We start from the raw sequence: 12,447 nt of genomic DNA on the forward strand, positions 1-12,447 counted from the left end.
GCCTAAGCAATCTTTTTTTATTATAACGTGTTATATTGTATGAGGGCGACCCTTGATGCCAATAACCCACACTACTGATATAAAAGAACAATTCGCCTATATCATCGATTTCCTTCCTACAGGGCACGCCGAGGATACCAGGCCCATTCATCTGCGCAAGCCTTTAGCCCAGGCGCTAGGGGCCGAGTTCTTCATCCTGCTCGAGCTGAGCGTCAAGGAGGGCGCCCGCGTGGAGATCGAGAGCAAGGTGTTCGTGGGCAAGGGCGAGAGGGACATCGTCAAGCACGTGGAGAAGCGCCTGCGGTACGATGAGCTGACTCCCAGCGCTAAGGTCGAGCTTCCCTACATGATCGAGAAGATCGTGAAGGAGAACGAGGCTAAGTACGTGGAGTTCTTTAACACCGCTCAGCCTATTACGACCAGGCTGCACATGCTGGAGCTTTTGCCGGGCATCGGTAAGAAGATGATGTGGGCCATTATCGACGAGCGTAAGAAGGGTAAGTTCAAGAGTTTCGCCGATATCGAGACTCGTATCAAAGGCCTGCATCACCCCGATAAGCTTATCGCCAAGCGTATCGAGCAGGAGATCCAGGACGAGCAGATGAAGTACCGTATGTACGCCAGGTAAATGCCCGCATTTACAGCGTTGACCGCATTTATCGCGCCCGATAAGCGCAAAGACCAACATTTTTTAATTGACCTTAATATTCTAAAGAAGATAGTCGCTATTGCTGATATCCATAAGGATGAGGATGTACTGGAGATCGGCACGGGCCCCGGGAACCTGACCGAGCTGCTGGCACAAAAGGCCCGCCATGTTTACACCATCGAGATGGACCCTGCGCTTGTGGCGCTTTTAGAGGAGAAGTTCAAGGGGTCCAACGTTACTATCATTAAGGGAAACGCCCTGAAGGTGGAGTTCCCGCGGTTCGACAAGGTCGTGGCGAACCTGCCATACTCGATATCCTCCGACGTTACGTTCAAACTATTAAAAAATAATTTTAAGCTCGGCATTTTAATGTACCAGCGCGAGTTCGCGCAGCGCATGATCGCGCGGGTCGGGGAGCCGGACTACTCCCGGCTCTCCGTGGACGTCCAGCATTTCGCCGACGTGGAGATACTGATGAAGGTGCCTCCTCAGGCGTTCTCTCCGCCGCCGGAGGTGGAGTCCGCCGTCGTCAGGGTCACGCCCAGGCCGGCAGCATACTCCGTTAAGGACAGGGCGCTGTTCATGGCGCTCGTTACGGCCGCCTTCACGCAGCGGCGCAAGCGCCTCCGGAACGCGCTGGTGAATGGCGCCCACATCATGGGCATTCATGGCATGAAAGCGCTCGTATCCCGACTGCCGCCAGACCTGATGGATAAGCGCGCCGAAGAGGTATCGCCGGAAGAATATGCCGCGCTTGCGGACAGGCTATACGAGTTGACGGCTCATGAGCGTTCGGGTCTATCGAAATAAAGAGTTCGAGCTGCTGGACGACGTTTATGACCCCGGCGAGGACTCCTACCTGCTGGTGGAGGCGGCGCTGAAGGAAGTCAAGCCAGACGACCGCGTCCTGGAAGTGGGCACGGGCAGCGGCGTGGTCTCGCTTTTCGTTAAGGATATCGCAGCAAAGGTAGTGGCCACGGACATCAGCCCCATCGCCTGTCGTAACGCCCGCATTAACGGTGTGCCTGTCGTAAGGGCCGACCTTTACTCGGGGATTTGCAGCCAATTTGACCTCATTATCTTTAACCCGCCCTACCTTCCAACGGTGCCCGAAGAACAGCTCGGCTCGTGGCTGAACCGGGCCTTCGACGGAGGCCTGACGGGGCGGCGGGAGATCGAGCGCTTCATAAAGGACATCGACCGCATCCTGGCCCCTGGCGGCCGGATCCTGGCGGTCATATCGTCCATCACGGGCATCGACGAGACAGAGGCACTATTCAAGGATAAGGGCTTCCATATGGCAACTGCGGCGATAGAAAAGGTGCCTTTCGAAAAGCTGGTGGTCCTGAGATTTTCCCGGTAAGCATTATTACGTCTAAATGAATACTAATTCGCGAGGTACGTAGGTTGAAGCCCATCACCGTGGAGGATATGAGGGCGCTCGAGGCGAACTCGGACTATTTTGGCGTGAGCTACGGGGAGCTGATGGAGAACGCCGGCCGCAAGGCGGCCGAGTCCATCATCGCGCTGTTCAAGAGATGTAACGTGCTCGTCGTCTGCGGCACGGGCAACAACGGCGGCGATGGCTTTGTCACGGCCCGATTCCTCCGTGAGGCCGGGTACGGCGTGCTTATCGTCCTCTTAGGCAGGGTGGGCCAGGTCAAAGAGGGCCCTGCGCTCGCGAATATCGAGATCGTAAGAGGCATGGGGATCCCCGTCGTAGAGTCCATACTGCCTGAGGAGGTCCCGAAGGAAGCGTTCGACGGGTGCGACCTCATCGTCGACGCCGTCCTTGGCACGGGCTTCCAGGGCACCCCGAGGGAGCCTGCTCGAACTGCCATACGTTACATGAACCAAAGCCCTGCCCCCAGAGTTTCGCTTGACGTGCCCAGCGGCCTGGACGCCCATACGGGAGAATGCGCCGAATGCGTCGATGCCGACCTTGTGATCACTTTTTACGCTCCTAAAAAGGGGCTGGACAGGTATAAGGTCGAAGTTGTCGACATCGGCATACCTAAAAAGGCCTTTACTCATATTGGCCCCGGCAGCATGGTGGGGCTCAGGTCCCGCGGCGACTTCGTGGAAAAGGGCGGCGGAGGGCGTCTACTGATCATTGGCGGAGGGCCGTACACCGGCGCGCCTGCGATGGCCGCGATGGCGGCATATCGCGCGGGCGCCGAGATCGTCACGGTCGCCGCGCCTAAACGGGCGGCAGATATCATCGCTTCCTTCTCGCCCGACCTGATCGTGAGGCCGCTGTCGGACGAGGACTTCCTTGTCGAAAAGGACGTTCCCATGTTGAAGGAATTAATATCGAGGCACCACGCGGTCGTCATCGGCATGGGCCTTGGCCGGGAGCCTGAGACGCTTGCCGCGGCCGGACGGATAATACCGCTGTGCGAGCGTGCCGTCATCGACGCCGACGTTTTGCAGACGGAGATACCCCTTAGCGGTATCGTCACGCCCAACGTCCACGAGTTCAACCGGCTCAGCGGCGAGACCCTGGGGCCAAAGGATACTGCAGCAGCCGAAAAAGTCAGAAAATTCTCAGCACAAAATAAGGTGGTCACGCTATGGAAAGGCAGCCCTGCCGTAGTGAGCGATGGCAATGAGGTAAAGATCAATAGTACGGGTAATCCGGGCATGGCCGTTGGCGGGACCGGGGACGTACTGGCCGGCATCACAGGCGCCTTCTACTGCCGCAACGACGCCTTCAAGGCGGCGTGCGCAGCGGCTTTCATCAGCGGCGCCGCGGGAGACATGGCATTCGAGGATAAGGGCTACGGCCTGGTCGCCACGGACGTCATCCACTGGCTGCCGTATGCGGTAAAACGATACCGGCACGCATAAGACGAAAAATAATTAAGGCACATCCGACAACTTCACATATCATGCGTTCCACCGATTTTACTCACGTCGAGGGCGACAAGGTCAAGATGGTCGACGTGGGATCCAAGGAGGAGGTCGTCCGCATCGCCCGGGCGAGCGGCACCATTCACCTTACGAAGGAGACGATGGCCCTCATCAAGGCGGGCAACGTGAAGAAGGGCAACGTCCTGGCTGCGGCCCGCATCGCGGCCATCCAGGCGGCAAAGCACACATGGGAGACCATTCCCCTCTGCCACCAGATACCCATCACGGGCATCGACGTCGAGTTCGAGGTCGGAGATACGGATATCAAGGCCATTGCCGAAGTCCGCTCCGTGGGCAAGACGGGCGTCGAAATGGAAGCCCTGTGCGCCGTCAGCACCGCGCTGCTGACCATCTGGGACATGGTGAAGGCTGTCGAGAAAGACGAGACCGGCAACTATCCTGAAACGAAGATCACTAATATCGTCGTCGATAAAAAGATCAAGGCTAAGCAATGATCTCAATTCGTGTCGTTCTTATCGAGCCGCTCTATGAGGGTAACGTGGGGTCGGTGTGCCGCTCCATGAAAAATTTCGGCTTCGCGGACATCGTTCTAGTGAAGCCCTGCAGGCTCGATAACTTCGCGAAGGCCATGGCCTCGCACGCGCAGGACCTTCTCGCTACCGCCCGCATCGTTGATACTTTTGATGAGGCCCTCGAAGGGGCGGACTTACTGGTAGCAACGACCGGCAAGCCAGGCGCGCATATAAACAGCCACGTCCGGTACCCGTTCTATAATCCTAAAGAGCTCCGCACGATGCTGGAGGATAAATCCGGGACCGCGGCGCTCATATTCGGCCGCGAGGACGCCGGCCTTCCCAACGAGATCGTCGAGCGCTGCGATATAGTCGCATACATCCCCACTTCTAAGGACTACCCGATCATGAACCTGGCCCAGGCCGTCTCTATTTTCCTTTACGAGCTATCGGGCTTCAAAGGCGGCAACGTGGCGCTGGCCGACCGCGAGGACGTAGACCGGCTATACGAGAATTATAGCAATCTCCTCGACGACATCAACTACCCGGAACACAAAAAGGACAAGACCATGATGATGCTCAGGCGCATATACGGCCGTGCCATGCTCAACCGGCGGGAGTATTACACCATGATGGGCGTGCTCCACGAGATAGGCCTGGCGCTTGAGCGGGCGAAAAAAAGATAATCATTAAAAAATCATTTTTCATCATGAGATTTCTCGCAGTCACCGATTTTCATGGCAATTACGATAAGGCCATCGACATACTCCATAAGGCGGGCGCCGGCGGGAACCCGCCCGGCGTCGACGGCACGCTCATCGCGGGCGACCTGACCGAGTTCGGCCCCGTGGAAAAGGCAAAACAGATCATCGACATGCTGCCCCGCCCCATCCTGGCCGTTCCGGGCAACTGCGACCCTAAGGAGATCGTCCGCCTGCTCGAGAGGGAGGACGTGTGCCTACACCGGGAGCGCATCACCTTCGACGGCATAACGTTCGTTGGCATCGGCGGCTCGAACCCGACGCCGTTCGGCACGCCCTTCGAGCTGAGCGAGGACGAGATCCGTAAGACTCTGGAGGAGCTTGTAAAGGGCGTGAAGGGCCCGATGGTGCTGATCTCGCATGCGCCACCTAAAGGCTATCAGGACAGGATTCCGAACGGCGTACACGTAGGAAGCGAGGCCGTCGCTCAGCTAGGGCCGAAGTTCAAGGTCATCGTCTGCGGCCACATCCACGAGGACCCGGGCATTTCGAAGATGGGCGATACAATCGTTGTAAACCCCGGGGTCGCCAGCGAGGGCAATGCCGCCATCGTCGAGATCGACGAAAAAGGCAACGCTAAGGCCGAGCTCATAAAGGGATAAGCATGACAGTGGTCACGAAGACGTTCTCGTTCCAGTCAAAAGGCCGGGACGACATGATCGACATCACGTCGAATGTCCAGGACTCTCTGACCGCCTCCGGCCTCACGAGCGGCATCGTGATCGTGTTCGTGCCTGGCAGCACGGCCTCTATTACCACTATCGAGTACGAGCCGGGCCTGCTCAAGGATTTCCCGCGGGCGATGGAAAAGCTGGCGCCCAGGGAGGCGCATTACGACCATGACGCCCGGTGGGGCGACGGCAACGGCCACTCCCACGTCCGCGCATCGACTATAGGGCCGAGCCTGGTCGTGCCCTTTCAGAACGGCCGGCTGATGCTCGGCACCTGGCAGCAGATTATCTTCATCGACTTCGATAACCGCCCCCGGTCCAGGAACGTTATCGTGCAGGCCATGGGTGAGTAAAATATATCGTTCCCTTATAGTCATGCAGGCTTTGTGTAAATCGGTTCGATCGGTAACATCGCCTTGACCTCATGCACTGCTCCCTGTGGGCGAAAATTAGTTCGGTCGGTAACTCGAACCTCTCCAAAGGAATTAAACCACTAATTCTTCTTTAAGATTTTACTCACTAAATCCCTGAGCCTCTAAAACACCGTCAATGCCCGAACTCCCTAATACTCTGGGCATTGCTCGAATTCTCGAAGCCTCAAACCCGAAAAGAAGGCTCGAAAACTCGAATGCACGTTCGAAACGCTAAACGACATAGCACTAACTCTCTAAGGCTCGGCTAAATCGCCAACGACTCAAACACCCTAAATGCGGGGTAACAACCGGGCTCTTGGAGTGTTCGTGCTCTACTGTTTAGCGTTTCAAACGTGATTTAGAGCCTTAGAGACTTCTTTTCGGGTTAGCGCGTTAGAGGCTTAGAGCACTGCCCTGTGTATTAGAGAGTTCGTGCGTTGACGGTGAGTTCGAGGCTTAGAGGCTTCGTGATAAAAATCTAAAAAGAAAAATTAGTGGTTTAATTCCTTTGGAGAGGTTCGTGATACCGACCGAACTAAACAGCGCAAGTGAAATACTGCATAAGCTAAAATGGATAATCGCATAAACGTAATAAAAAATGGGAAAGATAAAAAGTTATTTTACGTTAACCTGTTTCTTATTCTCCCATAACCCGTGCAGGTTACAGCTCTCCCGGGCCACGAGCGTGGTGCTCTTATCGAGGGCGACCTTGAACGTAACACGGGGATACGAGAACTTTGGTAGCAGCACCTCGCGGCACATCTCAATATTACCATCAGTACGACCCAGGCTGATCCACTCGATGAAGTGCGCCAGCTCGCTCGGGTGGTCGATGCCCACGCCAATATTAATAGTAACGTCGAACGGCTTGTTCGCCTCGACAGTGTCGGGGCACTCGATCCTGGGCCAGTGCTTTTTCTCCAGGTCGGTCATGTTATTCGGGTCTTTCGGGTAGTTGACCTTCTCGAAGAGGTTAGGGGTAGTTTCGGCAACTTTCATCATAATGTTCACCTTTGTGAGGAGCTTATGCTCCAGGCCTATGTTCACTAATTAAATATTACGTATAATTTCCCACATATAAATAACGTTCCCGAAATAAAGTCCGCAGGGGCGGCTTCCTTAAAGAGAGGAAAATATATAGGCTCATATCGATTATGGGCTACTTGCTATGTTCCGGAAGGCCCTCATCACAATTAGTTTTCTGGCATGTATCTGCCTCGCTGTGTCGGCGAACGCCCAGGAAGCGCAAAATGTTACGACGCTTTACTGGTCGCCCGTGACCCTCGTATACCCGTCCACGACATTCACCATCGAAGACGCGAAAGACATCAACTACACGATATACGACGAGCTCGGAGCGCAGAGCGTCCACGTTTCGGTCATCACGGCCCAGCTATACCTGAACGGGGCGCCTTACCACATGGCCAACATCCCGATCACATTCTCATCCGATAACGACAGCATCGCCTACCTGGAGCCCTACAACCGGACCAGGCCCAGCGACGCCAACGGGCAGGCGAAGATACTACTTATCGCCCACAACCGGACCGGATTCGTGAACATCACGGCCGAGTCGGAGATCATCTATGGGCACAGGCTCAGCGACACCTGCCGTGTCCGGGTCGTGGGCTGGGGCACCGTATCGGGCATCGTCACCGACCAGAACCGCAATGGCATCCATGACGCCACCGTGACGCTGTGGCACTGGAACGGCACCGCAAATACGAAGATGCTCGCCTCGAAGGACAACCCGCAGCTTTCAAACGACGGCAGGACCGCCGCGCCGGGCATGTACACGTTCGTCTACGTGCCGGTGGGCTCGTACAACGTGACCGCCGAAAAGGAAGGCCACAGCTATTACCGGCTGATCGACATGTACGAGGGCTCGGGCACTATAACAGCTAATGTCGCCATACCGGATTATGTGTTCATATCCCCCGCCACGCTCACGCCGACGCCCAGTGCTTCGCCAACGACAGGGGCTCCGTCCGCAACGCCCGTCCCGACTCCTGCGCTGCCGGCATTACTGGCAGCCGGGGCTATCGTGGCGGCAGCGACGATAAAAAGAAGGCTCTAATCATAAGATTAGCCCTAATCATAATATCGGCCCTAATATCCTGAGTTGTGCAGGAACCCCGTGGCCGAATCGAGCAGCGCCACGGCTACCCCTCCGCCGATGAGCCCGCTTATGAACCCGGTCTCGATGCCGAACTCGTGCATGCATACGGCCACGATGAAGATGTAGGTGGCGGCCAGCACGCTCAGGTATAGCGAGCCCATGTCGTACTCCCTTTTTCTATTGTAAATGAACTTGTGTATGAGTACGACGCCTGTCAGGATGGCGATGAACTCTACCGCATAGAATATGAGGCCATGCATGCTAATCTAAATTAATATTCATCTTCATTTTATATAAATATATTATTATTTTATTTACGTTAAAATGTTATACAATTGCGGCGCTTACCGATAGTGAAGACCAGCTAATGGTAGGGCTCAACGAGACTGTGCTGATAGATTTCGAGACCCGATTGCCATAATCATATATGTCCAATTATTAATGATATTTGCTGTTCAGAGTTCGCTCTTTTAACATTTTTCTTCTATGCGACGCACGTACAGCCCTTCGGTCGGCATCACGAAAACACGAAATTTTTTTTATATCCCACGTAAGGCTCGAAAACACTAAGGAAGATGCTTTAGCGTTTAAAACACGAAACAACCTCTCTAAAATACGAACCTCTCGAAAGGATTGAAACACGAGAAAAGCATAACCATGGGAGTTCATGCCGTCTCTTGTGTTTCTATCTTTTAGTGTTTTGGAGCCCTTAGGGAGGTTGTTTCGTGTTTTGAACGCCCGGCATGAGCTTGGTGTTTTTGGGTTTTACGTGGGATATAAAAAGTCTTTCGTGGTTTCGTGATACCGACCGAAGCGATCCAGCTCCACAGGAGATACGGTAACGAATTGTAATAATTGATGAATAGGGGAAAAAGGGCGACTAGCGCACCTTCGTCCCTGGCTCGGATGGCTTTTCGGGCGTAAGCAGCGTGGCGCCATTCGAGTCCGCGGCCATGACCATGCCGTTCGACTCGACGCCCATTATTTTTACAGGCTTCAGGTTCGTGATGACGACCACGGTCTTCCCGACCATCTCTTCAGGCGAATACTGCTCCGCAATGCCCGAAACGATCTGCCGGGGCCTGGCCTCGCCGACGTCGATCATGCTCTTCAGCAGCTTCTTGCTGCCCTTGATGCGCTCGCTCGAAATTACCCTGCCGATCTTGATCTCGATCTTCTGGAACTCCTCGATAGAGACCTTCGGGACTTCTTTAAAGCCGGCAGCCTTCGCCTCAGCGGCGGCGACACGCTCGTTCAGGATCTTCTCCATCTCGGCGATCTTCTTGTCCTCCAGCTTGGAGAACAGTATCGTCGGCTTCGGGCGATCCATGCTCACGTATGGCAGCAGGGCGTCCTCGAGGGGGACTTTAGACAGCGAGGCTTTATCGTAGCCGAGCATGCCCCAGATCTCCTCCGCCTTCGCGGGGATCGAGGGCCAGGACAGTATGGCCAGCGCCTTCACGATCTGCGTACAATTGTAGAGCACGTTCTCGCAGGCCGCCTTATCCTCCTTGATGAGCTTCCACGGCTCGTGGCCCTGGAAGTACGTGTTGCCAAAATCGGCCAGCGTTATGATCGAGTCGCAGATCTTCTTGAACTCGTAGTTCTCGATCTCGGCCTTCGCGACGCTCATGGCCGTCTTGATGGCCTCGCTCACGGAGGGGTCGATCTCCCCCTTCACATCAAGGCCCTTAGACTCAATGAAAGTTAAAACCCTGTTAACAAAGTTACCGAAGCTGCCGACGAGCTCCTTATTGACCTTCGTCTGGAACTCCTTCCAGGAGAAGTTGATATCCTTGGTATGCGACGTATAGCTCAGTATGTAATAGCGCAGCAGGTCCGGGTGGAAACCATGGGCCAGGTAGTCGTCCTCGACCCAGACGATGTATCCCCGGCTCTTCGAGAACTTCTTATCGTTGACCTTGATCATGCCCGAAGCGACCACGCCCCAGGGGAGCGTGTATCCGGCGCCCTTGAGCATGGCGGGCCAGAAGATGCAGTGGTGATAGATGATGTCGCCGCCGATGAAGTGGATGATCCGAGAGTCGCCCTTCCAGATATTCTTCCAGTCCTCCCCGATGGAACTCATGTACTCCTCGGTGAAGGCGATGTAGCCGATAGGCGCGTCCACCCATACGTAGACCACGAGGTCCTCGTGGCCCGGGTACTTGACACCCCACTCGAGGTTGCGGGTGATGCACCAGTCCTTCAGGTCCTTCGCCCACTCCTTCGCATAATTAACATTAGAGGTGGCATGTAGCTTGTTCAGGTAATCTGTCAGGAACGGCCCGAACTCAGAGAGCTTGAAGAAGAAATGCTCTTTTACTCTCGTTTCGGCCTTGCCGCCGCAGATCCTGCACCGCGGGTCCAGGATGTCGCCCGGCTCTAAATGTTTCTGGCAGCCGATATCGCACTCGTCGCCTCTCGCGAGGGCGCCGCAGTAGGGGCAGGTTCCCTCGACATAGCGGTCCGGGAGGCCGCGCTGGCAGTGGCCACAGTAGGCGACCTTGATCTCCTTCGGGTAAACGTACCCGTTCTTCTCCAGGTCACGCACGATGGACCGGGTACGCTCATGGTTCTCGAGGTCGTCGGTGCTGCCGTAATGGTTAAAGTCGATCTCGAAATTCTTGAATGTCTGCTCGAAGACCAGGTGATACTTTTTGACCAGCTCGCCGGGCGTGGTGCCCTGCTCCTCGGCGTTCACGACGATGGGCGTGCCGTGCGTGTCGGAGCCGCAGACGAACGTGGTATTCTGGCCCATCATCCTCAGAGTCCTCACGAACATGTCAGCGGGTATATACGTCCTCAGGTGGCCGATGTGCGCCGCCCCGTTCGCATACGGGAGGCCGCAGGTCACCAAAACCGGTCTGTCGCTCGGGAACTCTGTCATAACAATCTCCTGTTGTACGATGATTAAATTCAACTTTAATACTCGATTGGAATGGTATATAGTTTATCATTTATATGTTAAAAAAAGGGGGGCATGGAGCCCCCATGGTTATTGTACGACCGCGGCGGGGCCTTCCTGGCCTCTATTCGCCTTGCGCTCGTCGAAATACTGCTTCGTCTCGGCGACCACGACGCCGCTGAGGGCGACAAGCGCCACCAGGTTCGGGATGGCCATCATGCCGTTGAACGTATCGGAGATGTCCCAGACCAGGCTGACCTTCGTGACGGAGCCGAACAGGACCGCGCAGAGGAACAGAACCTTGTACAGATTTTTCATCCTGTTGCCGAACAGGTAGTGGAAGCATTGTTCCCCGTAGTACGCCCATCCGAGTATCGTCGAGTAGCCGAACAGTACTGCCGATATGACCACCATGATCAGCCCGGGCAGGCCAAGGCTATTGGTAAACGCGGCGATCGTCAGGCTTGTGCTGTTGTATACCCCGTCATCCCACAGGCCGCTCGTGAGCACGACCAGGCCCGTGATGGAGCAAATGACCAGAGTATCCAGGAACACCTCGGTTATGGCGATCAGGCCCTGGTTCACGGGGCTGTTGGTCTTCGCTGCCGCATAGGCGATGGGCGCGCTGCCCAGCCCGGCCTCGTTCGAGAACACGCCGCGGGCCATGCCGTACCTGACGGCCTGGGCCACTGCATATCCGGCAACTCCGCCCACGGCCGCATACGGCGTGAAAGCGTAGTTGAACACCATGACCAGCGCGTCCGGTATCCTGGCATAGTTGATGGCCAGGACGAGCAGGCCGCCGATGATATAGGAGATGGCCATGAACGGCACCAGGATCGATGCCACTTCGCCAATCCTCTTGATGCCGCCGAACGTGACGAGCGCCGTAATGGCGACAAGTATGGCGCCGATGACGAGGCTCAGCACGGAAATCTCGCCGAACACGGGCAGGACAATGGAGCCGCCGACGTCAAGCTGCGAGGTGATAGCGAGCGTGACCGAATTCGCCTGAGTCATGCTGCCGATGCCGAAAGCGGCGACCGTGCCGCACAGCGCGAACAGGACTGCAAGCCACTTCATCTTGAGGCCCTTCTCGATATAGTACATCGGGCCACCCGACATGCTGCCGTCAGGGTTCTTCTGCCTGTACTTCACCGAGAGCACAGCCTCCGAGTATTTGGTGACCATGCCCACGAGGGCGGTCATCCACATCCAGAACAGTGCGCCGGGGCCTCCCATGACGATGGCCGTGGCGACGCCCGCGATGTTCCCGGTACCTACTGTGGCCGACAGGGCGGTACAGAGGGCGTGGAACGCCGGGATATCGCCTTCCTGGTCCCCGGACTTCCGGGTCTTAATGGAATGCATGACCCTGGAAAATGCCAGGGGCAGCTCTCGAAATTGTATGCCTTTCAGGCGGATTGTCAGGAGCAGGCCTGTGCCGACGAGCAGCACCAGCATCGGGATCCCCCACACAAAACCGTTCACCGTGCTGATGACGCTCTGAAATATTTCTAATAAGCCCATTTTTTAATCC

At 55.9% G+C, this 12,447-nt stretch carries 13 protein-coding genes; 9 read left to right on the plus strand and 4 right to left on the minus strand.

Translation table 11 applies throughout. The annotated features are described in order from the left end of the window. Nucleotides 1–55: 55 nt before the first annotated feature. The 8 genes from MCP_RS03685 to MCP_RS03720 are packed head-to-tail and all read left to right on the plus strand — an operon-like array spanning nucleotide 56 to nucleotide 5,820. Entirely contained in the window at nucleotides 56–628 is a 573-nt protein-coding gene (locus MCP_RS03685; RefSeq protein WP_012899477.1) for a DUF655 domain-containing protein, read from the plus strand. After that, a complete protein-coding gene (gene rsmA, locus MCP_RS03690) occupies nucleotides 629–1,459 on the plus strand; it encodes a 16S rRNA (adenine(1518)-N(6)/adenine(1519)-N(6))-dimethyltransferase RsmA (RefSeq protein WP_012899478.1) in 831 nt (276 codons plus the stop codon). It abuts the gene before it with no gap. Further along, complete coding sequence (locus MCP_RS03695; protein WP_012899479.1) at nucleotides 1,434–2,012, plus strand: HemK2/MTQ2 family protein methyltransferase; 579 nt, start codon at nucleotides 1,434–1,436, stop codon at nucleotides 2,010–2,012. Before rsmA ends, MCP_RS03695 begins: the two co-directional genes overlap by 26 nt. Nucleotides 2,013–2,056: 44 nt before the next feature. Continuing rightward, nucleotides 2,057–3,499: a bifunctional ADP-dependent NAD(P)H-hydrate dehydratase/NAD(P)H-hydrate epimerase gene (locus MCP_RS03700; RefSeq protein WP_012899480.1), complete on the plus strand. Its 1,443-nt coding sequence runs from the start codon at nucleotides 2,057–2,059 to the stop codon at nucleotides 3,497–3,499. A 41-nt stretch (nucleotides 3,500–3,540) separates the two neighbouring features. Further along, nucleotides 3,541–4,017 carry a cyclic pyranopterin monophosphate synthase MoaC gene (gene moaC, locus MCP_RS03705; protein WP_012899481.1) on the plus strand — a complete coding sequence of 159 codons (477 nt, stop codon included), beginning with the start codon at nucleotides 3,541–3,543 and terminating at the stop codon, nucleotides 4,015–4,017. Then, the gene (locus tag MCP_RS03710; protein ID WP_012899482.1) at nucleotides 4,014–4,721 is read left to right on the plus strand and encodes an RNA methyltransferase; all 708 of its coding nucleotides are present in this window, start codon (nucleotides 4,014–4,016) and stop codon (nucleotides 4,719–4,721) included. The genes moaC and MCP_RS03710 overlap by 4 nt, the downstream gene beginning before the upstream one ends. Before the next feature lie 23 nt (nucleotides 4,722–4,744). After that, the gene (locus MCP_RS03715; protein ID WP_012899483.1) at nucleotides 4,745–5,398 is read left to right on the plus strand and encodes a metallophosphoesterase family protein; all 654 of its coding nucleotides are present in this window, start codon (nucleotides 4,745–4,747) and stop codon (nucleotides 5,396–5,398) included. A gap of 2 nt (nucleotides 5,399–5,400) precedes the next feature. Beyond that, entirely contained in the window at nucleotides 5,401–5,820 is a 420-nt protein-coding gene (locus tag MCP_RS03720; RefSeq protein WP_012899484.1) for a secondary thiamine-phosphate synthase enzyme YjbQ, read from the plus strand. 675 nt (nucleotides 5,821–6,495) lie between these two features. On the opposite strand, the gene MCP_RS03725 is transcribed toward MCP_RS03720, so the two are convergent. After that, the gene (locus MCP_RS03725; RefSeq protein WP_012899485.1) at nucleotides 6,496–6,882 is read right to left on the minus strand and encodes a class II SORL domain-containing protein; all 387 of its coding nucleotides are present in this window, start codon (nucleotides 6,880–6,882) and stop codon (nucleotides 6,496–6,498) included. A gap of 166 nt (nucleotides 6,883–7,048) precedes the next feature. On the opposite strand from MCP_RS03725, the gene MCP_RS03730 reads away from it, so the two are divergent. Continuing rightward, nucleotides 7,049–7,957: a carboxypeptidase-like regulatory domain-containing protein gene (locus MCP_RS03730; RefSeq protein WP_012899486.1), complete on the plus strand. Its 909-nt coding sequence runs from the start codon at nucleotides 7,049–7,051 to the stop codon at nucleotides 7,955–7,957. Between the two features lie 32 nt (nucleotides 7,958–7,989). Here MCP_RS03730 and MCP_RS03735 read toward each other — a convergent pair whose 3' ends face one another. From MCP_RS03735 to MCP_RS03745, 3 genes are all read right to left on the minus strand, one after another. Beyond that, complete coding sequence (locus MCP_RS03735) at nucleotides 7,990–8,259, minus strand: hypothetical protein (protein ID WP_012899487.1); 270 nt, start codon at nucleotides 8,257–8,259, stop codon at nucleotides 7,990–7,992. 620 nt (nucleotides 8,260–8,879) lie between these two features. Next, nucleotides 8,880–10,889: a methionine--tRNA ligase gene (gene metG / locus MCP_RS03740; RefSeq protein WP_012899488.1), complete on the minus strand. Its 2,010-nt coding sequence runs from the start codon at nucleotides 10,887–10,889 to the stop codon at nucleotides 8,880–8,882. A 108-nt stretch (nucleotides 10,890–10,997) separates the two neighbouring features. After that, nucleotides 10,998–12,437, minus strand: a complete 1,440-nt coding sequence (locus tag MCP_RS03745; protein WP_012899489.1) for an alanine/glycine:cation symporter family protein — start codon at nucleotides 12,435–12,437, stop codon at nucleotides 10,998–11,000. Nucleotides 12,438–12,447: the final 10 nt, after the last annotated feature.

This window comes from Methanocella paludicola SANAE, from assembly GCF_000011005.1.
GTDB lineage: Archaea > Halobacteriota > Methanocellia > Methanocellales > Methanocellaceae > Methanocella > Methanocella paludicola.

Excerpts from the sequence above, each read along its gene's own strand:
- MCP_RS03685 (WP_012899477.1), top strand. The coding sequence starts at position 56 with ATGCCAATAACCCACACTACTGATATAAAAGAACAATTCGCCTATATC.
- rsmA (WP_012899478.1), top strand. The coding sequence starts at position 629 with ATGCCCGCATTTACAGCGTTGACCGCATTTATCGCGCCCGATAAGCGC.
- MCP_RS03695 (WP_012899479.1), top strand. The coding sequence starts at position 1,434 with ATGAGCGTTCGGGTCTATCGAAATAAAGAGTTCGAGCTGCTGGACGAC.
- moaC (WP_012899481.1), top strand. The coding sequence starts at position 3,541 with ATGCGTTCCACCGATTTTACTCACGTCGAGGGCGACAAGGTCAAGATG.
- MCP_RS03710 (WP_012899482.1), top strand. The coding sequence starts at position 4,014 with ATGATCTCAATTCGTGTCGTTCTTATCGAGCCGCTCTATGAGGGTAAC.
- MCP_RS03715 (WP_012899483.1), top strand. The coding sequence starts at position 4,745 with ATGAGATTTCTCGCAGTCACCGATTTTCATGGCAATTACGATAAGGCC.
- MCP_RS03720 (WP_012899484.1), top strand. The coding sequence starts at position 5,401 with ATGACAGTGGTCACGAAGACGTTCTCGTTCCAGTCAAAAGGCCGGGAC.
- MCP_RS03725 (WP_012899485.1), bottom strand. The coding sequence starts at position 6,882 with ATGATGAAAGTTGCCGAAACTACCCCTAACCTCTTCGAGAAGGTCAAC.
- MCP_RS03730 (WP_012899486.1), top strand. The coding sequence starts at position 7,049 with ATGTTCCGGAAGGCCCTCATCACAATTAGTTTTCTGGCATGTATCTGC.
- MCP_RS03735 (WP_012899487.1), bottom strand. The coding sequence starts at position 8,259 with ATGCATGGCCTCATATTCTATGCGGTAGAGTTCATCGCCATCCTGACA.
- metG (WP_012899488.1), bottom strand. The coding sequence starts at position 10,889 with ATGACAGAGTTCCCGAGCGACAGACCGGTTTTGGTGACCTGCGGCCTC.
- MCP_RS03745 (WP_012899489.1), bottom strand. The coding sequence starts at position 12,437 with ATGGGCTTATTAGAAATATTTCAGAGCGTCATCAGCACGGTGAACGGT.